Source organism: Chryseobacterium lathyri (genome assembly GCF_019970085.1).
Classification (GTDB): Bacteria; Bacteroidota; Bacteroidia; order Flavobacteriales; family Weeksellaceae; genus Chryseobacterium; species Chryseobacterium lathyri.
The window spans coordinates 309718-328761 of sequence record NZ_JAHXYG010000005.1 but is presented as its reverse complement, the minus strand read 5'-3'; the positions used below and the strand labels follow the sequence as shown (position 1 = coordinate 328761).

23 protein-coding genes are annotated in these 19044 nt (G+C 36.1%); 4 read left to right on the top strand and 19 right to left on the bottom strand.

Features of this window, described 5'->3' with window-relative positions; translation table 11 throughout:
- Positions 1-310 precede the first annotated feature (310 nt).
- From LC418_RS17500 to LC418_RS17460, 9 genes are all read right to left on the bottom strand, one after another.
- Positions 311-763, bottom strand: a complete 453-nt coding sequence (locus LC418_RS17500; RefSeq protein WP_223560082.1) for a GNAT family N-acetyltransferase — start codon at positions 761-763, stop codon at positions 311-313.
- Positions 764-803: 40 nt separating this feature from the next.
- Positions 804-1325 (bottom strand): 3'-5' exonuclease, encoded by a 522-nt coding sequence (locus LC418_RS17495; RefSeq protein ID WP_111956404.1) that lies wholly within the window; start codon positions 1323-1325, stop codon positions 804-806.
- 54 nt (positions 1326-1379) lie between these two features.
- On the bottom strand, positions 1380-2579 hold the full coding sequence (tyrS, locus tag LC418_RS17490) for a tyrosine--tRNA ligase (protein WP_223560081.1): 1200 nt from the start codon (positions 2577-2579) through the stop codon (positions 1380-1382).
- Positions 2580-3231: 652 nt separating this feature from the next.
- A complete protein-coding gene (locus LC418_RS17485; protein ID WP_223560080.1) occupies positions 3232-3822 on the bottom strand; it encodes an NAD(P)H-dependent oxidoreductase in 591 nt (196 codons plus the stop codon).
- Between the two features lie 75 nt (positions 3823-3897).
- Positions 3898-4719 carry a helix-turn-helix domain-containing protein gene (locus tag LC418_RS17480; RefSeq protein ID WP_223560079.1) on the bottom strand — a complete coding sequence of 274 codons (822 nt, stop codon included), beginning with the start codon at positions 4717-4719 and terminating at the stop codon, positions 3898-3900.
- An 11-nt stretch (positions 4720-4730) separates the two neighbouring features.
- Positions 4731-5195, bottom strand: coding sequence for a GNAT family N-acetyltransferase (locus LC418_RS17475; protein ID WP_223560078.1), 465 nt, complete (start codon positions 5193-5195; stop codon positions 4731-4733).
- A 3-nt stretch (positions 5196-5198) separates the two neighbouring features.
- Positions 5199-5819: a TetR/AcrR family transcriptional regulator gene (locus LC418_RS17470; RefSeq protein ID WP_223560077.1), complete on the bottom strand. Its 621-nt coding sequence runs from the start codon at positions 5817-5819 to the stop codon at positions 5199-5201.
- Between the two features lie 152 nt (positions 5820-5971).
- Positions 5972-6610, bottom strand: coding sequence for a hypothetical protein (locus LC418_RS17465; RefSeq protein WP_223560076.1), 639 nt, complete (start codon positions 6608-6610; stop codon positions 5972-5974).
- A gap of 75 nt (positions 6611-6685) precedes the next feature.
- On the bottom strand, positions 6686-6886 hold the full coding sequence (locus LC418_RS17460) for a VOC family protein (RefSeq protein ID WP_223560075.1): 201 nt from the start codon (positions 6884-6886) through the stop codon (positions 6686-6688).
- A gap of 363 nt (positions 6887-7249) precedes the next feature.
- Here LC418_RS17460 and LC418_RS17455 point away from each other — a divergent pair, with 363 nt between their 5' ends.
- Together LC418_RS17455 and LC418_RS17450 are read left to right on the top strand one after the other, a co-directional pair.
- Complete coding sequence (locus LC418_RS17455) at positions 7250-7813, top strand: TetR/AcrR family transcriptional regulator (RefSeq protein WP_223560074.1); 564 nt, start codon at positions 7250-7252, stop codon at positions 7811-7813.
- A gap of 39 nt (positions 7814-7852) precedes the next feature.
- The gene (locus LC418_RS17450; protein ID WP_223560073.1) at positions 7853-9271 is read left to right on the top strand and encodes an MFS transporter; all 1419 of its coding nucleotides are present in this window, start codon (positions 7853-7855) and stop codon (positions 9269-9271) included.
- Here LC418_RS17450 and LC418_RS17445 read toward each other — a convergent pair whose 3' ends face one another.
- From LC418_RS17445 to LC418_RS17420, 6 genes are all read right to left on the bottom strand, one after another.
- The gene (locus LC418_RS17445) at positions 9272-10381 is read right to left on the bottom strand and encodes a TlpA family protein disulfide reductase (RefSeq protein ID WP_223560072.1); all 1110 of its coding nucleotides are present in this window, start codon (positions 10379-10381) and stop codon (positions 9272-9274) included.
- A gap of 116 nt (positions 10382-10497) precedes the next feature.
- Positions 10498-11571, bottom strand: coding sequence for a serine hydrolase domain-containing protein (locus LC418_RS17440; RefSeq protein WP_223560071.1), 1074 nt, complete (start codon positions 11569-11571; stop codon positions 10498-10500).
- A 138-nt stretch (positions 11572-11709) separates the two neighbouring features.
- Entirely contained in the window at positions 11710-11973 is a 264-nt protein-coding gene (locus tag LC418_RS17435) for a hypothetical protein (protein WP_223560070.1), read from the bottom strand.
- A 23-nt stretch (positions 11974-11996) separates the two neighbouring features.
- Entirely contained in the window at positions 11997-12197 is a 201-nt protein-coding gene (locus LC418_RS17430; protein WP_202974502.1) for a YqaE/Pmp3 family membrane protein, read from the bottom strand.
- 141 nt (positions 12198-12338) lie between these two features.
- Positions 12339-13460, bottom strand: coding sequence for a lactonase family protein (locus tag LC418_RS17425; RefSeq protein WP_223560069.1), 1122 nt, complete (start codon positions 13458-13460; stop codon positions 12339-12341).
- A 70-nt stretch (positions 13461-13530) separates the two neighbouring features.
- On the bottom strand, positions 13531-14184 hold the full coding sequence (locus LC418_RS17420) for an NAD(P)H-dependent oxidoreductase (RefSeq protein WP_223560068.1): 654 nt from the start codon (positions 14182-14184) through the stop codon (positions 13531-13533).
- Positions 14185-14284: 100 nt separating this feature from the next.
- Here LC418_RS17420 and LC418_RS17415 point away from each other — a divergent pair, with 100 nt between their 5' ends.
- Positions 14285-14674: a winged helix-turn-helix transcriptional regulator gene (locus tag LC418_RS17415; RefSeq protein WP_223560067.1), complete on the top strand. Its 390-nt coding sequence runs from the start codon at positions 14285-14287 to the stop codon at positions 14672-14674.
- Between the two features lie 53 nt (positions 14675-14727).
- Here LC418_RS17415 and LC418_RS17410 read toward each other — a convergent pair whose 3' ends face one another.
- Positions 14728-15552, bottom strand: coding sequence for an alpha/beta hydrolase (locus tag LC418_RS17410; RefSeq protein WP_223560066.1), 825 nt, complete (start codon positions 15550-15552; stop codon positions 14728-14730).
- Between the two features lie 85 nt (positions 15553-15637).
- Between LC418_RS17410 and LC418_RS17405 the strand changes: the two genes are divergently transcribed.
- Positions 15638-16015, top strand: coding sequence for a winged helix-turn-helix transcriptional regulator (locus LC418_RS17405; RefSeq protein WP_111956436.1), 378 nt, complete (start codon positions 15638-15640; stop codon positions 16013-16015).
- A gap of 14 nt (positions 16016-16029) precedes the next feature.
- On the opposite strand, the gene LC418_RS17400 is transcribed toward LC418_RS17405, so the two are convergent.
- From LC418_RS17400 to LC418_RS17390, 3 genes are all read right to left on the bottom strand, one after another.
- The gene (locus LC418_RS17400; RefSeq protein WP_223560065.1) at positions 16030-16389 is read right to left on the bottom strand and encodes a DUF1801 domain-containing protein; all 360 of its coding nucleotides are present in this window, start codon (positions 16387-16389) and stop codon (positions 16030-16032) included.
- 72 nt (positions 16390-16461) lie between these two features.
- The gene (locus tag LC418_RS17395) at positions 16462-16764 is read right to left on the bottom strand and encodes a YciI family protein (RefSeq protein WP_223560064.1); all 303 of its coding nucleotides are present in this window, start codon (positions 16762-16764) and stop codon (positions 16462-16464) included.
- A 205-nt stretch (positions 16765-16969) separates the two neighbouring features.
- On the bottom strand, positions 16970-19027 hold the full coding sequence (locus tag LC418_RS17390; RefSeq protein ID WP_223560063.1) for a M3 family metallopeptidase: 2058 nt from the start codon (positions 19025-19027) through the stop codon (positions 16970-16972).
- Positions 19028-19044 lie beyond the last annotated feature (17 nt).

The window sequence follows — 19044 nt, the reverse complement described above, 5'->3', positions numbered from 1 at the left end:
TTGCACAGATTTTCACGGATGTTTATGGATATTATCTGAATAAAAATCTTCGATTTTTTCTTAAAACTTCTGTGTGCTTCTTATTCACAAGGTATTTAACTTAGAAAAATAACTTAAGTGTTTAAAATCTTTTGTGACTTTTGTGGTTGATGTTTTTTAACCACGGATTGCACAGATTTTCACGGATGTTTACGCATATTATCCAGTATAAAAATCTTTGATTTTTGAGAACTTATGTGTACTTCTTATCCACCAAGTATTTAGCTTAAAAAATAACTTAAGTGTTTAAAAACTTCTGAGGCTATTGTGGTTAAACTAATCTAAAGCCACCTTGAAACTCCATAAAATAAGAATGCTCATCCTCATCCACAACTTTAAAGCCTAAACTTTTATATAAGTTTTGGGCCTTATTGGTTTTTAATACACTTAATGAGACTATTTTTTCTTCTGCGGAAGCTTCCTTCAGAATATCTGTTAAAATCGTTTTTCCCAGTCCTTTCCCTTGTTGGCTAGGGTCTATCTGAAGCTGCAGAACTTCTGTTTTATCCTCAGCTTTGCTGATCTTTAGTAATCCGGCAGGTTCATTGTTTAAAAGAATGATATGGGCTTTCTCAAATTGATACAGAATTCTCTGAAGTGTTGTTTCTTTATCCGTTGGGAGGTTGGAATCGGCATAGTGCGGATTCATGGTTTTTGTTCTTAAATCAAGAAGATAATCAATGTCGTTTTCTGAGGCTTTTCTATAGGTGATAATCATGTTCATAAGTTGTTTTTGAGATCCGGTTTTAAGCAATAAGGTGATCTTATTTTAGCGCGATCTTTAACCCCATTTCCTTTTTCATATACAGCAAAACTTCGGCATTTCCTTTTGCATCGTCTACAGGATGATGCGTGTGTTCTGTTTTACGGAGATGTTTCCATTGCGCGAAAGTATCTTTTTCCAGCCCGCAATACAGATCAGAAAGCCTTCTTGATGAATAACCGAAAGGATTTTTCCCGGTAAAATGATGAAAGTACCAGCAGATAAACATCCAGTCGAAACCGTTATTATCACTGATGAAAATAGGTCTTCCTTTGGAGTTTTTCTCAATCCATTCTTCAAATTCCAGCATCACTTCTTTTGGATCATCAAACTGCATCGTTTCTTCCCTGCTGAAGCCCGAAACAGCCAAAGCATCCGGATTGAATTTTTCCGAAACAGGTTTCAGTTTTCCGTAGAACGTAGTATCCAGTTCCTCATTCACAAGGACTGCTCCGAAACAGATCATTGAAAAATCTCCGGGAATCGGGCCATCCGATTCAATATCGACCATAATATAGCTCATCACTTTTATTTAATGAAACGAATATATTGAAAATTACCTCACGATTCTGAAGATTCAAACGAGTTCAAAAAAATCTCTTCTTCCGATTTTTACTTTTGTCTGTGAAAGTAATTCAATCTCTTCATCAGGATCCGTTATTTTGATATGATTAACCTGAATGCCTCCGCTTTGGATCATTCTTCGAACCGCCGATTTGCTGAGGTCACTTTTTAACTGACTGCAGAGTTCTACCAGTGTTATCAGCTTTTTTCTATGACGAAGTGAAGCTAGAGAAACAGGTTCATAGACTTTTTCTTCAGCATTTTTGCTTTGAAATTGGCTGCTGAAAAATTCTTCTGCAAGCTCTGCTGCTGCACGGTCATGGTATTGGGTAATGATATTCTTAGCAATCAGCTTCTTAATATTCATTGGGTTTTCACCATTCTCTAATTTTAATTTCAAATCAATTTTTTCTTCAGCAGAAAAATCAGAAGCCAGATCAATGAATTCATTAATCAGGCTATCCGGGATCGACATGGTTTTTCCAAACATTTCATTAGGTTCATCAGTCAGGCCAATAATATTGTTCAGCGACTTACTCATTTTTTCTTTACCGTCAAGACCCTTCAGAAGAGGCATACACATCACAACCTGCGCTGACATAAGATGAACTTCCTGGAGCTGTCTTCCCATGGTGCAGTTAAAAAGCTGATCCGTTCCGCCCATTTCAATATCACTTTCAATCTGTACAGAATCGAAGCCCTGGAGGATAGGGTACACAAGCTCATGCATGGCAATTGGAGTATTTTCCGTGAACCTTTTATTGAAATCATTCCGGTGCATCAACTGGGCTACTGTTACCTTTGACATCAACTGAATCACTTCTGAAAAGTTGAGTGCATCCAGCCAGTCGGAATTAAAAACGATTTTGGTTTTTTCCACATCAATGATTTTCGAAAGCTGAGTGATATACGTCTGTGCATTATGACTGACATCTTCAACACTTAACGGTTTCCTTGCCTTATTTTTCCCTGTCGGATCACCAATTCTGGCTGTAAAACTTCCAACCACAATCACAATCTGATGTCCCAGTTCCTGAAACTGTTTCAGTTTTTTGAGCACGACAGCATGGCCCAGATGCAGGTCCGGAGCGGTAGGATCAAATCCCAGTTTGATAATTAATTTCCTGTTTTCCTGTTCAGCCTGTTTCAGTTTCTCTTCCAGACCGTTTTCCGGAAGAATAATGGCTGTGTTTTCTTTTAGTGTGCTGATCATCTTCTTGATTTTAAATGAAAAAAAGCCCGGACAATGCTGTCCGGGCTCTATATATAATTAAATTATTCTTGTTAAATTACAGGTATAGAAAGTCTTCCCGAACGGTTCGTCGGGGCGTAATATTCACTGAAAAAAGGGAGACGCAATATGCTGTTTAAATGTTTCATCGATAATACAAATGTAAAAGCTTTTTATTAGTATTCCAATATTTAAACCATTAAGATCTGCTGTAAAGTTCCATATCAGTTAAGATTTTAAAAAAACTTACTGTTCTTAACAGTTTATCAATCTTAATGGTCTAAAATAAAGGTTTCAAAACAATTTTACTTATCGGTCGTGGAGCTAATTCCATGCCATAAATCTCTCATAAGTAAAATAAAGAATCATTATAAATAATGTGTATTTTATGATTTATTATTTCATGAGTTCTTTTATCTTGAAACAAAATGAACCAAAAATTCAAGGCTGGAATCTTTCGCTAAAAATTAAAATTTGATCCTAAAATCTCCAAAACTCGTGCGGATTTGCTGTAACCGTTTCAGTTGGATATGCTACCCGCACTCAGACAGTGGGAATTTTTTAACGGATCAAATTTTAATTTTTTTAAAGCTCTAGCTTCCGAGGCCGGTGAGCGAGGTAATCCGTAGAAATTTTAAAGGTTAAAAACCGGCTGCGAATATGTGTTCATGATCTGTTCTTTCCAAATGTCCACTTCCCCAGGAGATGCTTTATCAGCCTTATCAAAAAAGAAGTGTTGAATAATTTCAAAACCGCTGTACAGGAAAATTCCATTATCCGAAGTGAGGGTAAGCGCTTTGTCCATGCCCATACGTTCATATTCTTCGTGAGATTTTCCGTGGGTATTGATAATGACTGCTTTTTTCCCTTTTAACAGGCCCTTTTGTATACCCTGATCATATCGGTAGGCGAAACCGTAACTGAAAACACGATCAATATAGCCTTTCATAATAGCCGGCATTCCGGTCCACCAGATCGGATAGATAAAGGTAATCTGTTCTGCCCATGAAATATAATCCTGCTCTGTTTTTACATCATCCGAAACTTTTCCTGCCATCTGGCCCTGCATATCTTCCAGTGAAAAGACTGGATTAAATCCTATTGTGTTCAGATCTCTTATTTCGATCTCGTGATTGCCTCTCTCCAGATTTTCAATAACAGTTTGAAGCAGATGGTTGTTCAGGCTTTTTTCATTGGGATGGGCATAAATGATTAAATGTCTCATTGTTTTTAGTATTTAAATTATGAGACAAATGTAGAGCAGCAAAAACAGCAAAAATTGTAAGAAAACGAAATAGAATTATTCTGAACCGGAGCGGCAGATGTCTTTCTGAAATTTTAAATATTGGGATGGAGAAATATTTATAAAATGTTTAAAATCGTGGATAAGCTGACTCTGATCGAAATAGCCGCATTCATCAATGATACTGAACCATTCAATTTTTTTGTCGTTTCCCAGTTCTTTTTCAATGGTCGTGATAGCTTTCAGAAAACGAGTGTAGCGTGCTAATTCTTTGGAAGAATATCCTAACTGCTTTTTCTGTTTGAGCTGAATATTTCTTTCGCTTTGGCGGGTCTGTTCTGCAATGGTTTTAATGGGATTCAGGCCGTTGTTTTCGAAATGGCTTAATAGCATGATTATTTTATCCTGATCCTGCAGGTAAGGTCTGCAAAAGCTTAGTATATAATTGACTTTTTCTTCCGGAGAAGGTAAAACCGAGATCTGATGCCAGAGTTCCGTAAAACAATTGTCCTGCAAAAGCTTACCAGGATGTATTCCCTGGCTGGAAATCACAGCTTGTCCAAAAAACCGGTAAAATGCATCATCCTTAAAATTGGCAACAAGAATTGAAGTTCCTGCCGGCAATGTATATTCAATGGGTTGGCGTACTGGCCCTAAAACAATACACTGATTAACTTCAACAGTGGTTTGCTCTTGGGTTGTCATAAAAGCATTTTCTCCAAAGCAGAACAGCATAATCGTTTGGTAGGAGGGGAGCAGAGTTTTTGTAACAGGATGTGAAGAATTGTTTTTCGCGTAGTAAAAATGCGTGAATACGTTTTCGAATTCTTTTGGAACTGATATTTTTGACTGATGATATTCCGGGTTTAAATTCTGCATTGTACAGTTTTTTAATTCAGTTCTTTTTCCATTTTATAGTTGGTAAGACCAATTCCTTTTATGTCAACAGTCTGTTCGCTGATCACTTTAAAACCCATTTTCTCAAAGAAAGATCTTGCTGTTTTACTTACATCAGAAGAGAGTAATTTTTCCTTCCGAAGTGTGGCTTCCTGTTCTATAAAAGTATACATTTTCCGGGCAACTCCCTGTTGCTGAAAATCTTTGTGAACAAAAAGAAGATCAATATAATTTCCTTGATCGAGGGTGCAAAACCCTGCCATTTGACCATTAACTTTAGCTACAATAACAAATTGATGATCTATAACCTGGAGCCACCTTTCCTCATTTTCCGCGCCGGATTTCCATGCATTAATCTGATCGCTATTGTAATCGTGTTTACAGATAGCAGTAATGGTATCTGTAAAAATCTTAAGCATCTCCGTCAGGTCGTTGATATTTCCTTTTCTGATGATCATGATCTAACTGATATATTTTTCTTCATAAAGCTTCTGCTGTTCCTCAGCAAGCAACGGATAAAACAGGTTCATCTGTATCAATGCATAATATTTTACTGCTTCATCTTTGTTGAGCTTAAAAGCAAGGCTGTTATGAATGATCCAGTTATCTGCTATAATAAATATTTGTGTGGTGAGGCTTTTCAGAATAAAGTCAGGAATATCATCTCTAAAAATATTATTCTTCTGAAAACCCTTGAAAATCATCTGAAATTCATTCTTTCTGGTAATGTTAATGGATTCATACTGGGACTGTATGGCTGGAATATGATTTAAAATATCAAAGAAATTCATGAAAATAAACCGGAAAGAATAAAAGATTTCATACATTGAAAAAGTAAAATGATACAGATCCTCCAGTGTTTTATTTTCTATAGTCTGTAAATCATTGAATAAAATGTCCATTTTAATGACCAGTTCGGAAAAAAGGATTTTGATAATATCCTCTGAATGTTTAAAATGATAATGCAGATTTCCCGCACTGATGTTCAGACCGGCTGCAATATGTCTTGTTGTGATATTATTATAGCCTTTTTCATTGAACAGCTCCATCGCTTTTGACAATATTTTATCCTTGGTTTTCATGGTCCAAATATAAGAGAGTTTAAATCATATTTCAAAATTAGAACAAATGATCTAATTTATATTTGGCAGTTGTTAAAATCTGTAGTCGGGAAGGAAATCAAATTTTTATGCATTTAGGCTCAATGCACGTACTCTAAATAACAAAAACGGCGCTATAAAGTGTGAAGCTGAATAATTGATCCTTTATAAAATTTAGTCAGATCATACAGTTCCCCAAAGTAGTTCTGCAAAGCAAGATCATTATTCTCATCAGAACCTTTAGTCCGGAAATGATCTTCCGCAAGGGCATATAAAGACGGATAATCTGTTTTCAAATAATGAGAAAGAGTGGTAGAGTTTCCTTTTTCTTTTAAGGAGATGTCTGTGAAAAACAATCCGTAAAGAAGGAACTGATTGAAATGTTGAGCGTCTACCATAAAATCCAGTTTCTGTTTAGAGTAATTTTCGTATGCTGAAAGCATCTCCTGGAAAGTTTTTACATTCTGTTCTTTCGGAATTTCATAAAAAAGATCAAGTCCATGGATGAAAAGCTGGGTTTTAGCCTCTTCACGGTCAGCCGGATAAATGCTGCTGAACCACGTAAAAATGCTTGAAAGCTCCTCTTTCGAGAGATTTTCTACCGAGTCTTTTACTTTATTTTTGATAATTTCAAGACTTACTTTGGGATCAGCCTGAAGAAATTTCATGATATTTCCTTCTTCACGGCAAAGTTTATTGTACAAATTGATTTTAGCAATACTCGGATTCGTTTTGATGAAATAAAGTTCTTCTGCCATTGCTTTGTACCACATGATCTTTTTGTAAAGTGGTAACTAAAGATACAAAATATGTAGCGATTAAAATTAAAAATATTATGCAGTAAATTATTAATCACTTTGTATAGTTTCGTGAAGTGCAATTCTGTTTCCCTCAGAATCTTCAAATTCAGCAACAGCAAATCCATATTTTTCATTGATTTTTTTAAGATAGAGTATTTTGCCACCATTCTGAAGTACTCTGATCAGGTGCCGATCGATATTCTGCGTTTTAAAATAAATAATAATTCCATCTTTTGTCGGTTTGTACACATCACCTTTCGCCAGAACTCCGTAATACCACTGCTCTTTTCTTCGGATGGAAACAGGGAAATTTCGTAACCGTGAATATTGTCTTTTTCAAAGCTGAAATTAAAAACTGCGGTATAAAACTGCTCAGCACACTACATGTCGGTAACTGAAATTTTAATGTAGACAACAGGATTGGACGGATGCATAATCTCTTTTTTGGAATGACTCAAGATACGGATATCAGTAGTAAGGATGAATTGAGAAGTAGGGCTTTCAACATACTTTTAGTTTGTTTTTTGACTCCCTAAAATAAACTATTCTTATCTTTTCTTAAAAATATATAGATTTATCTATTTTTTATCTACATTTGTAAAAATTTTCAGGATGAAAAAAGAAAAAGTACAGGAAAGAATCATTAGAGTAGCCTCGGATCTGTTTTACAGACAGGGATTCAACTCAACAGGTATCAACCAGATTATTGCTGAGGCAGATATAGCCATAGGATCCCTGTACAATCATTTCTCATCCAAAAATGATCTTCTCCAGGCTTATCTGATCAAGGAAGAGACTGAGTGGTTCCAAGGGTTTGAAGAGCATTCGGCTAAAATTTCCGATCCGGGAGAAAAGATATTTTCCTTGATTGCTTACCGCAAAAAGCTTCAGCAGTCTTCTACATTTGCAGGCTGTCATTTCATTAAAATTATTGCTGAAGTGGGAGAGAGCAATCCAGCAGTTTCTGATTTTGTACAAAACCACAAGGAAAAACAGAAAGGGATGATAAGAAGTTTAGTCTATGAATATGCAGAAGGCAAAAAGAGTATCGACACTGAAATGATTACAGAACATATTTTCCTTTTGATAGAAGGCGCTGTGGTAACTTCTACAATCAATAAAAGCGCAGATTCTTTTGATCAGATCCAAAAAATGGTTAAGGCTCAGTTGTCTTAATTTTTTTTAATATTTAAAAATAGATATATCTATATAAAAATGAATTCTACATATTTGAAAATGATGGTAATACTATCCGGTCAGTTGCTTACTATCATGGATATTTTCATTATCAATGTATCCATTCCGTCTATCCAGCGTGACCTTCATGCTTCCAATGGCGAAATGCAGATGATGATTGCATCTTATCTTATCGGTTTTGCTTCATTTCTGATCACAGGAGGAAGGCTTGGGGATTTATATGGAAGGAAAAAGATCTTTATGATGGGTTTGCTATTTTTTATGCTGAGCTCTGTTGTATGTGGAATTTCGTCTGGTGCGGTGCTTCTTGTCATCTCCCGTTTCATTCAGGGGGTCAGTGCAGCGTTGATGTCTCCGCAGGTGCTGTCGATGATACAGATCCTGTTTGCCGGACATGAAGAAAGAACGAAGGCGATGGGCTGGTATGGAATCACGATTGGCGCGGGAACAGTTCTGGGGCAGTTTCTTGGGGGCTATTTCTCATCAATAAACCTGATGCAGGAATCCTGGAGACTTATTTTTCTTATCAATATTCCGGTATGTATCGTGGCGATATTTTTCAGTCAGAAATTATTAAATGAATCTAAAATCTCAGCTAAAAAAAATACTTTTGATTTCGCTGGTGTAATCATATTGGCTGCAGGGCTTTTCTGTTTTACGTATGCTCTTACCATGTCTGAACATCAGGGAATTCAATTTAAAAGTATAATAATGATGCTGTTTTCAGTACTCATTTTAATTTATTTTATTAAAAATCAAAAGATGAGGTTAAAGCACGGAAAACCTTACCTTATGGATTTTGGTTTATTCAACTATAAAAATTTCAATCTGGGGATACTGGCAGTTTCTTTTTTCTTCATTATGCTGGATTCTTATTTTTACATTCTGTCGCTGTTTTTTCAGGACGGGCTGCAGATAGGATCATTAGCGGCAGGAGAAATCATTGTTTTCCAGGGCTTTGGTTTTATTTTGGCCTCCCTGTTTTCTGCAAAACTGATTTTAAGATATGGTAAAAAGTTTTTAATAACTGGATTAGGTTTAATCATGACCGTTCTTATTCTTCAAATCCTTTTATTTGACGGGGAAACACCTTTTGTTGTGCTTTGTCTTTTGCTATTCTTTCATGGAATTGGCGTGGGATCTATTATTCCTTCATTGGCTAATATTGCTTTGTCAGGACTACCGGAAACACTTGCCGGCAATGCCTCGGGAGTTTACAATACTTTTCAGCAGGCCGCTGCGATTGTAGGAATTATTGTGGTGGGAAGTATTTTCTATTATTTTCTTGGAGCGAAGCCTTCTGCACAGCATTATTATGGAGCCTTCTCGGTGGCTTTGGCTGTCAATATTATCTGTCTTTTTATTGTCTTATTTTCGATAATAAAAGTTCCGGACCATATACTTCCCGTAGGAAAACGAAAATTTTTTAAATCCTAATTATTTTAAATGCTGTTCTATTACAGTTTCCAGAGTTTCCTGTCCGCCCAGTTCTTTTGAAAGAATCTTTCCGTTTTGGTCTACTACAATGAAAAGCGGATAGCCTCCGGCGTTGAGCTTCTTGGTGAATTCTTTGGTAGTGTCAAAATAGTTTTTCCAGCTGACATTGTTCTCTTGGAATATTTTAGTGGCCAGATCAATTCTCTGCTGCGTTTTTTCGTCTGCTACGCTGATGAAATTCACTCCTTTATCTTTGTACTTTTCATACAGTTTAACAAGTTCAGGGAGCTCTTGAATACAGGGTTTGCAGCTCGTGGACCAATAGTCGATCATGGTAATTTTATAATTTGAGAATACCTCTTTTGTGATCTTGCCTTCAGAACCGAAATCGATTTCGGGGAAATTTCCCCCTACATTCGTTGAGTTTTCAAGATACATTATTTTTTCAAAATCCTTAAAACATGATGAAGCTTTTATTTTTTTTGAGAATAAGGGAAGATCAGTTAAGTAACTTTTATGGAAGCCATATTTTGAAAAAACATCAATGATTTCCCAGAAGGCAGGATATGATCCCGGATTTTTTCTGATGTATGCTTTAAGGAGTTTTTCTTTAGTTTCAAGGTCTGCAGGATCATTTTTCTCAAAAGGCTTGAGTTTTTCGTCTACCTGTTGAAGATATTTTTTCAGTTTTTTATAATCATTATTGATGGTTGCATCAGGTGGCAGAACCAGCGTTAAATTCTTATCACTGACCTGAACTTTTAAATTCCCGTTTTCAATAAAAAATAGCTCGGACAAATAGAACCCCTTCCTATCTTCTTTAGAACTCATTATCATCATGGGCAAAGGGCAAGGGACAATTCCGCTGATGTTATTCTGAGGCAGGATTTTAATGAGTGCTCCTTTTGAATTTCCTATAGATTTTACATTTTTGTTGTTCTCATTTAAAGTAAGACTATACAGTGATATGATATTTCTTGAAGTGGGTGGTGGCGCTAAAAACAGGGAGTCTTTTTCAAATAAAGGTGCCGTTAATTCAATATTAAACTGTTCCTGGGAAAATGCTGAAGTACTTACTACAAATAAAAGGATTTGTAAAATTCTTTTCATATCAATGGTTTGGATCATAAAGATATTATTTCGTCATTGGGTATACAAATTTATTTGCTTTTTCAGATCTGCGTATTCGTATACAGTCTGGTTTCCAGAATCTTTTGTAAAAACAATTATTTTTTTACTGACTGTAATGCAATTTTTGCCATATTTCTGGTCATTTCCGTTGGCGAGTGGCAGTCACAGTTACTGAGTCCAATAACATACATATCTTCACTGGGAATATATACCCCCATACTTTTAAACCCAAAAATACTTCCGCCATGCTCCCTGTCCGGACTTCCATTGATGTCTTTAAGATGCCATCCGTAACCGTAAGTGAACTCTTCTCCGTTGTTTAATTTATACTTCTGGAAGGCTTTTTTTGTTTCTATTTGATTAAGAAGCACATTTTGGTTCAAAGCCTTTTGCCATTTCAGCATATCATCCACAGTTGACATTAAAGAGCCGGATGAAAAAGGAACACTGAAGTTGATGACTGTTCTGTTGACAAATCCCTGTTCTTTTTGGTGGTATCCATATGCTCTTTTTGGAATAAGCTGACGGTCGGTGGCATAGTAAGAATGAACCATGCCCGCTTTTTCAAAGATATTTTTTTTAATGAAATCTTCATAAGTCTGGCCTGATACCTGTTCAATAATATATCCTAGCACCACATATCCCGAATTATTGTATTCAAATTTTTCTCCGGGCGCAAAATCTACCGGTTCGTTTTTGAAAAAATCTACCATCATGGCGGGCTTCATTTCTTTCTGTGCAATCGTAGACAGAGCTTTCATTTTCGTAAAATCCTTGATTCCTGAAGTATGGGTTAGCAGATGGTGGATCGTGATTTTGTCTCCTGAAGGATATTCCTTGATGTATTTTGAAACAGGATCATTGACGTTTAATTTTCCCTGCTGTTCCAGCATAAGAATAGCTACCGATGTAAATTGCTTAGTCATGGAACCAAGCTGGAAAACATTTTCAGGATTCATATTGACATTCAGTTCCAGATTGGCCTTTCCAAAAGCTTTACGGTAAATGGTTTTTCCTTTATGAGAAACCATAAATACACCTCCGGGTCCGTTTGGGTCATTGAATTCAGTAGCAATTAAACTGTCTAGTTTCTTTTCATAGGTTTGTGCGCTGATATTGCAAAAAAGCAAAAGAAATGCTAGTACTGAAAATAATTTTTTAGTAATCATAATTATTATTTTGTAATGCAAAGATATAATATATTTTCATTACTATGTTATACTTTATAGTGATTAATAAAAAAATGACCAATGCGGTCATTTTTATTTTCTGTAGAGCGTTACAGCTTTGTTTTTATTCTTCGAAACTTATAGCTTCAAGCGTAATTTTGTATCAGAATCAGGTCCGTGTTTTTTATCATACTTAAGGGTCAGAATTTGTTTTTTTATGGAGTAAGTGCCCAGTCCGATAAGATCAATGTCGGCCTTGGTAAGCTGCTCAAAGCGGTTGTCCGGAAGCAGCGTTAAACATGATCTTTCTGTTTTTGTGCAGTATTTTCCAGTTTCAATAACCCGAGAAAAAAAGGTGTTAAAAAAGAAGATGAGTAAAGATGTACAAATTAGTTTTTTCATAAAAATGAATGGTGTACTGCCGTTTATCTTTGATTTTGTTTGATCGTGCGAATGAGTTTTTCATTGCGTCGGTCTGCTCTTGCACTGTTTAAGGATAAGGCAGCCCAGATGGCAGCAGGAAGCCAGCCAATGACAGTGATTTGCAAAATTAAACAGATGATTCCGGTAAGAATTTTCCCCCGGACCATGAAAGACAGAAAAGGAAGTAGGATTGCTAGTAACATGATTTTAAGTTTTGATGATATTTTTTATTGGGTTTTCTGATTTATAAGTATCAATACAATCCTATTTGTTACTAAATCATAAAATAATGAATCTGAATAAATAAAACTAAAAGCAATGAATTCAGAGAATCTTTTTTTGAATTAATACTTTCTGATTTTCACACTGGAAACTCCATCAATTTTTGTTCTTCCTCCCATTTTTTTTAATAAACCAGTTTCAGGGTTACGCCTAAATACAAAAACATTTCCGGTGGCTGCATTGGTTACAATTAAAAATTTTCCGGTCTCATCCATATCAAAAACTCTTAACTGTTTCCCGAAAGTCGGCTGATAACCAATGTTTTTTAATGTTCCGTCTTCAAGGATTGAAAAAATAGCGATATTATTTTCGTATCCGCGGTTAGAAGCGTATAGAAATTTACCATCCGGGGAAATGTGAATATCAGAACTTTCAAACTGCTCTTTGTATTGGTCTGTATGTGCATTAATTATCTGAATACTTTCCATACCGGAGTTTTCATACCGATAGGCATTGATAGTTCCAGATAACTCATTGATACAATAGGCAAATTTTCCGTTGGGATGAAAGGTAAAGTGCCTTGGCCCACTTCCTAATGCGGATTGTATATACGGTTGATTTGCCAGTTGAAGAGGCTCTGTTTTATCAGTGTCAAACCTATAAGACCTGATTTTATCGGCACCGAGATCTGGTAAAAACAGCTGCTTGAATTCCGGAGAAAAAACAGCTGCGTGGATATGCGACCTGTCCTGTCTTCCTTTATTGATACTTCCCTCTGAAAACTGAAAATTCTGTACATATGGATGTATCGTTCCATCTTCAGACAATGGATATACAGAAACGCTGCCTTCGGTATAATTGGAATTAACTAACCATTTACCATTTTTATGAACAGTTACGTAAACTGGATTTTCACCACCGCTTTTCTGGCTGTTTATAAAAGTAAGTGTTTCATCTTTAGGGTTGAATTTAAAGCTGCTGACACTTCCTGCATTGGGCGTTTTACTCTCTGTACAGACAAAAATGTTTTGACCGTTTGGGGATACAGTCAGAAATGATGGATTTAAAATTCCTTTTACAGAAGTTACTTTGGATAATCTTCCTTTTATGGTGTCCAATTTGTACACATACAATCCTTCTGTTGTTTTATTCCGGTTAAATGAACCAAAAAAGACGTATGTTTTTTGAGAATATAAATGGATGGAAGTTAAAAATAGGATTATTAGGCTTAGTGTATTTTTCAATTTTTCGGATGTATTATGGTGGTGGGCTTTATGGTCAATACAAATGTACTATTTCAATCCGGTTGTTTTTTTAATCCTTTATGATTTCCTCCTCAATATTGATTAATCTTTTTGACCAGGTATCTAATACACTTTTCCTCTCCTTTTCAGTAAGTCGCTCTACGGAATAAACTACTTCCGGCTGTACCACTGAAAAGCCAAGAAACTCGAGAATTCCGCGATGTATTGGAAACAAGATTGAATTTATATGTCCATATCTGTCATCTACATAATTTTTTTCAGGACCGCCGGTCGTCACAGAGAGCATTGCTTTTTTCCCTGCAGAAAATCCATTGTCAAAAATTTTTCCGTTATCATAGAATTTCCCCATTGTAAAAACCTTGTCGATCCAGCCTTTTAAGATGGCAGGGACCGAAAACCAATACAAAGGAAACTGCCAGATCATCATTTCACACCATTCGATTTTTTCCTGTTCAGATATAATATCCGGCATGAATGTAGACTGCTGTAAGGCAAATACCTCTTCGTCCTGCTGTTTGAAATAATCTGTATTTTTTAACCGGGTGAAATTTCCTTTTCCGCTTACAGGCTGGTAGTTATCTTGATATAAGTTAGTTGTTTTGACTTCGTGGCCTTCATTTTCTAAAGTGCTGATCGCAGTGTTGAACATAGCTGCATTGAAACTTTTTTCTTCAGGATGAGCAAGAATAATAAGTATTTTCATTTTTTCTAAATTTGTACTATAATTAATTGAGTTACAAAATTATTTTTAGTACACTGAATATGCAATAACTATCTAAACAGATAGGCTAAATAACATTAAAATGAAAACAGAATGCATTGGGGATCACGTGAAATTGAAAGGGAAAATATATCCTTGTACAGTAAGCCTTACCATGGATTTGGTAGGTGGAAAGTGGAAAACAGTTATACTTTACCATTTGAAAGACGAATCTAAAAGATATAGCGAACTTCGTAAAGAGCTGGCAACAGTTACCGAAATGACGTTGAGCTTACAGTTAAAGCAATTAGAAAAAGACGGTTTAGTATCAAGAAAAGTTTTTGGTAAAAAACCGCCTATTAAAGTAATGTACAGTTTAACAGATCTTGGAAAAACTTTTATCCCTGTTTTAGAGGCAATTACAGAATGGGGCAACCAGGTTGTTGTGAAAAATGGTGAATTTATAAATGTCCAGGAGAAAGAACCTGATTAACTTTTACTTTTAATCTATTGATTTTAAGTCATTTTTCACCTGCTTTTGGTTTACTATCTTATCAAATGCTGCTGGAAATATACGAAATGATGCTCAATAGACCTGCTCCAGTACTCCGTATTATGGTCACCCGGCTGGCTGATAAAAGTTACCGGGATTTTCAGACTTTCGGTTTGTTGTTTCAAACTGATGGAATTTGAATATAAAATGTCTTCTGTTCCGCAGTCAAAAATAAAGGCTCTTTTAAAATCCGGATGCTGTTTCAAAAGAGTAGATATACTGAATTGATTCCAATTTGTGGTTTTCGGATTACCCAACTTTTTTGTCAGGTCCTCTGGCATTCTGTTGTTCTGCCAGAATTGCTGGCTTACCTTCTGAAAATTCAGATAATCAATTTCCAGGGCCCCGCTTGTGGAACCTGCTGTATTAAAGTAATCAGGATGTAAAATAAAATACCGCAAGGCACCGTAACCACCCATGCTTAAACCGCTGATGAAGATATTCTTATCATCAATATTAAATGAATGATGCACTTTCGGGACTAATTCTTTGAAGAAAAAATCTTCATACTGCGAACCTTTGTTGATCGGGCTATTGATGTAATAAGAGGTAAAACCGTCGGGAGTAACAATAATAAAACCATATTGATCGGCCATTTTTTGTAAATCTGTAGTTTGTGACCATTGTTTGTAATTTTCGCTGTAACCGTGTAAAAGATACACCAAAGGAAATTTTTCTGTTTTATTATATGCCTTTGGCTTAAAAACCAGAATGGTGTCTGGTTGTGCTAAATATTCAGATTTTATAATCCATTTTTCCTGTGCTTTTAATGAAATTGCAGTCAATAATCCAATGATCGTAAAAATTACTTTGCTCATATTTTGTATTTTTATTGCAAAATTCGGCAAGCAATTTGTCGTATACAATAACGAACAAAATTGTGAGCTGTTAAAATGATGAGTTATGCGTAAAGAAAATTCCACCAATGCGATAAATGAGCAGTTCTTATTTCAAGTCTGTGAATTAAATTCAGCAATAGCAATGATTGGCGGCCGTTGGAAGTCACAAATTGTTTATTCCATTTCACAGGGAAACAACCGCTTTCATTTGCTGAAAAAGGAGCTGCCGAATATTTCTGAGCAGGTCTTGAGCAGGCAACTCAAAGAATTGGAAACACACGCAGTAATTGTCAAGAAAGAAATTCCCGAAACTGTTCCTATTGGGGTTAAGTATGTTTTGACCAATAAAGGTCAGGACTTAGTTCCTATTCTGGAAAGCCTTTGCGATTGGGGAAAGACGTATGCTGAGGGTAAAGAAATTTCAGTTTGTTCTTTGTTGTAGTTTTTGTGATGGTGTTACTTTGCCTCAAATCCATCCCGTATGGCTGCTTCAAGCACGTTAATGTTGATATCTTTTAAAGCCTTGAACTTAATGCAATACCCGGTCACGCTTGCCTTGCCGATTGTTTTTCCATACGTTTCAGCTAAGTAAGCCTTATCCTTGATGCTAAGGATATAAACAGAAATTCCGGTTGTGTTTGCACTGAGCCCGATTTGATAAAACTCTTTGATTTTTCCATCAGCATAGTGTATGGTGTAAAGTCCATATCCAATATTAGGATTGGCAACAGTTTTACCTTCATCGTTTTTACCATCCAAGAACCATAGTTTACATTCTGACATGATTTCCTGAATGATGCGGTGCAGCTCTTGCATGTCACTTCGTTTTGGCTCAGGCTGACTTGTGATATATTCTTTGATGTATTCCTGTATGTTCATATAAAATCACTATGTAAAATGCTTCGGCACTACAGCCTTCATTGGGAAATATTCATATGTATTTATTTCTCCTGCCGGGTCATTGACAATGAAGTCTTTTAACTCTTGTTCATTTTCTACCGCTATAACTCCCAATCCGTAAATTTCTTTTGGATCCATAACAGGCCCGAAAGCATATACTTTTCCTTGCTGCATTTTTTCTGTCCAGTAAGCAACATGTTCCATCATAATTGCCCTTTCATGGTCTGTCATGGTCGTAGCAAAGTCAGGTCTTGAGGGGTTTAAATAAACTGCATAAAATTGTTTTTCCATATTGTTTTTTTATTATCATCCATTATATTCTAACGGGCCCTGTTTTTTTATTTTTAAGGCTATATATTCAGGCTAATTTATACATTTTTATAGAGATGCAAATTAAAATTCAGATTGAAACACTTGTTTTTACTCTATGGTTCAGGTTTAAACAAGAAAAGAACAGCTATTCACTGTTCTTTTTATAAATTAATTAATATATTGATTATCCAAACGCCCTTTTCAACAAACTCTCCACTTTTGGCTCACTTCCTCTGAAACTCTTATACAACTCCATCGGATCCTTTGTTCCGCCGGAAGAAAGAAGAACTTTATATTTTGCAGCAGTTTCAGGATTGAAAATTCCGGTCTCTTTAAAATATTGGAATGCATCTGCATCCAGAACTTCTGCCCATTTGTAAGAATAATAGCCGGCAGAATATCCACCCTGGAAAATATGAGAGAAACTTGGACTCATAGCGGTTTCAGGATTAACAGGATAAAGTGTTGTTGCTTTTGTATATTTATCCTCAAAAGCCTTCACGCTTTCACCTTCTAATTCTTCAACTTTTGTATGATAGTTCATATCCAGAAGTCCAAAACCAAGCTGCCTCATGGTTTGGTAACCTTCCATGAAATTTTTAGACTGTTCAATCTTTTCGATCTTTTCATCCGGAAGAACTTCGCCTGTTTTATAATGTTTGGCAAATGTTTTTAAAAACTCAGGCTCGTAGCAGAAATTTTCCAGAAACTGAGATGGAAGTTCTACAAAATCCCATTTCACAGAAGTTCCGGAAAGGCTTGGATATTGTGTATCTGCCATCATCCGATGAAGCGCATGCCCGAATTCGTGAAATAAGGTTGTCACTTCCTGGAATGTCAGTAGACTTGGGGTATCTTTTGTTGGCTTGCTGAAATTGCAGACAATAGAAATATGCGGCCGGGAGTTTTCGCCGTCTTTTTTATACTGATTTTTATAGCTGGTCATCCATGCTCCGGCTCTTTTGCCTTTTCTTGGAAAATAGTCTACATAAAGCAATGCTTTGAACTTCTTTTCAGGCTGCTCTTTTCCATCTTCCACCTTCACACTTCCAGCCTCAGAAACCTCATATACTTTCACATCCTCATGGTATTTCGGAATATCATTTCTTTCCTCAAAACTAAGTCCGAAAAGTTTTCCTGCCAGGCCGAAAACAGCTTCCTGTACCTGGTTCAAAGGGAAATACGGCTTCAGTTCTTCATCATTAAAATCATATTTCTGTTTTCTCAGCTTTTCTGCGTAGAAAGTATGATCATATCCCTGCAATTCATCTATTCTGTCTGCTTTGGCAAGGGATTTCAGCTCTTCAATCTCTTTATCTGCATAAGGCTTTGCTTTCGTTAAAAGTTCATTTAAAAAATCAAAAACTTTTGCCGGAGATTTTGCCATTCTTTCTTCGAGAACATAATCTGCATAATTCTGATAGCCCAATAATTCAGCTTTCTGCTGCTTTAACTGCAGAAGCTCCTTGATGAGCTCCTGGTTGTCAAATTCTCCACTGTCAAAAGATTTTTTACCATTGGCCAGAGCAATTTCCCTTCTCAGCTCACGGTTTTCAGCATAGGTCATGAATGGAATATAGCTTGGATACTGTAATGTAACCACCCAGCCTTCCAGTTCCCTTTCTTTTGCTTCATCAGCATATTGCTCAAGGATGGCTTCCGGAATTCCTGCGAGCTCTTCTTTATTGATAATATGTTTAAAATAAGAATTGGTAGATGCTAAAACATTCTGCCCGAACTGAAGTGACTTCAAAGACAGATCCATATTGATCTTCTGCAGCTTTTCTTTATCCTCCTCATTCAGCAGAGCGCCACTTCTTACAAAACCTTTATAAGTTTCGTTCAACAGCATTTTTTGTTCTTCATTCAGATGGTATTTTTCTTTTTCGTCGTATACTTTTTTAATCTTACTGAAAAGAGCTTCATTTTGAGAGATCTTTGAAGAATATTCGGTTAAAAGCGGAGAAACTTCCTGGGCGATCTTTTGAATTTCGTCACTTGTTTCTGCAGAATTTAAATTGAAAAAAATATTTGAGACCACATCCAGCTGCTCACCTGAATAAGCCAATGCTTCAATGACATTCTCAAAAGTAGGTGCCTCGGGATTACTGACAATAGCATTGATTTCGTCTTCAGATTTTTTGATCAGTTCCGTAAAAGCAGGAAGAAAATCTTCATTTTTAATGCCGTTAAAAGGCGCTGCATGATATGGTGTATTGAATTTCTCTGTTAAAATATTCATTTTTCGATTTTTATATG

Coding starts and splice junctions, on each gene's coding strand:
- LC418_RS17445 (WP_223560072.1), bottom strand. CDS start 10,381: ATGAAAAGAATTTTACAAATCCTTTTATTTGTAGTAAGTACTTCAGCA.
- LC418_RS17420 (WP_223560068.1), bottom strand. CDS start 14,184: ATGAAAATACTTATTATTCTTGCTCATCCTGAAGAAAAAAGTTTCAAT.
- LC418_RS17485 (WP_223560080.1), bottom strand. CDS start 3,822: ATGAGACATTTAATCATTTATGCCCATCCCAATGAAAAAAGCCTGAAC.
- LC418_RS17395 (WP_223560064.1), bottom strand. CDS start 16,764: ATGGAAAAACAATTTTATGCAGTTTATTTAAACCCCTCAAGACCTGAC.
- LC418_RS17475 (WP_223560078.1), bottom strand. CDS start 5,195: ATGATCATCAGAAAAGGAAATATCAACGACCTGACGGAGATGCTTAAG.
- LC418_RS17405 (WP_111956436.1), top strand. CDS start 15,638: ATGCGTAAAGAAAATTCCACCAATGCGATAAATGAGCAGTTCTTATTT.
- LC418_RS17390 (WP_223560063.1), bottom strand. CDS start 19,027: ATGAATATTTTAACAGAGAAATTCAATACACCATATCATGCAGCGCCT.
- LC418_RS17410 (WP_223560066.1), bottom strand. CDS start 15,552: ATGAGCAAAGTAATTTTTACGATCATTGGATTATTGACTGCAATTTCA.
- LC418_RS17500 (WP_223560082.1), bottom strand. CDS start 763: ATGAACATGATTATCACCTATAGAAAAGCCTCAGAAAACGACATTGAT.
- LC418_RS17480 (WP_223560079.1), bottom strand. CDS start 4,719: ATGCAGAATTTAAACCCGGAATATCATCAGTCAAAAATATCAGTTCCA.
- LC418_RS17430 (WP_202974502.1), bottom strand. CDS start 12,197: ATGTTACTAGCAATCCTACTTCCTTTTCTGTCTTTCATGGTCCGGGGG.
- LC418_RS17470 (WP_223560077.1), bottom strand. CDS start 5,819: ATGAAAACCAAGGATAAAATATTGTCAAAAGCGATGGAGCTGTTCAAT.
- LC418_RS17415 (WP_223560067.1), top strand. CDS start 14,285: ATGAAAACAGAATGCATTGGGGATCACGTGAAATTGAAAGGGAAAATA.
- tyrS (WP_223560081.1), bottom strand. CDS start 2,579: ATGATCAGCACACTAAAAGAAAACACAGCCATTATTCTTCCGGAAAAC.
- LC418_RS17495 (WP_111956404.1), bottom strand. CDS start 1,325: ATGAGCTATATTATGGTCGATATTGAATCGGATGGCCCGATTCCCGGA.
- LC418_RS17465 (WP_223560076.1), bottom strand. CDS start 6,610: ATGTGGTACAAAGCAATGGCAGAAGAACTTTATTTCATCAAAACGAAT.
- LC418_RS17440 (WP_223560071.1), bottom strand. CDS start 11,571: ATGATTACTAAAAAATTATTTTCAGTACTAGCATTTCTTTTGCTTTTT.
- LC418_RS17400 (WP_223560065.1), bottom strand. CDS start 16,389: ATGCAAGAGCTGCACCGCATCATTCAGGAAATCATGTCAGAATGTAAA.
- LC418_RS17435 (WP_223560070.1), bottom strand. CDS start 11,973: ATGAAAAAACTAATTTGTACATCTTTACTCATCTTCTTTTTTAACACC.
- LC418_RS17450 (WP_223560073.1), top strand. CDS start 7,853: ATGAATTCTACATATTTGAAAATGATGGTAATACTATCCGGTCAGTTG.
- LC418_RS17455 (WP_223560074.1), top strand. CDS start 7,250: ATGAAAAAAGAAAAAGTACAGGAAAGAATCATTAGAGTAGCCTCGGAT.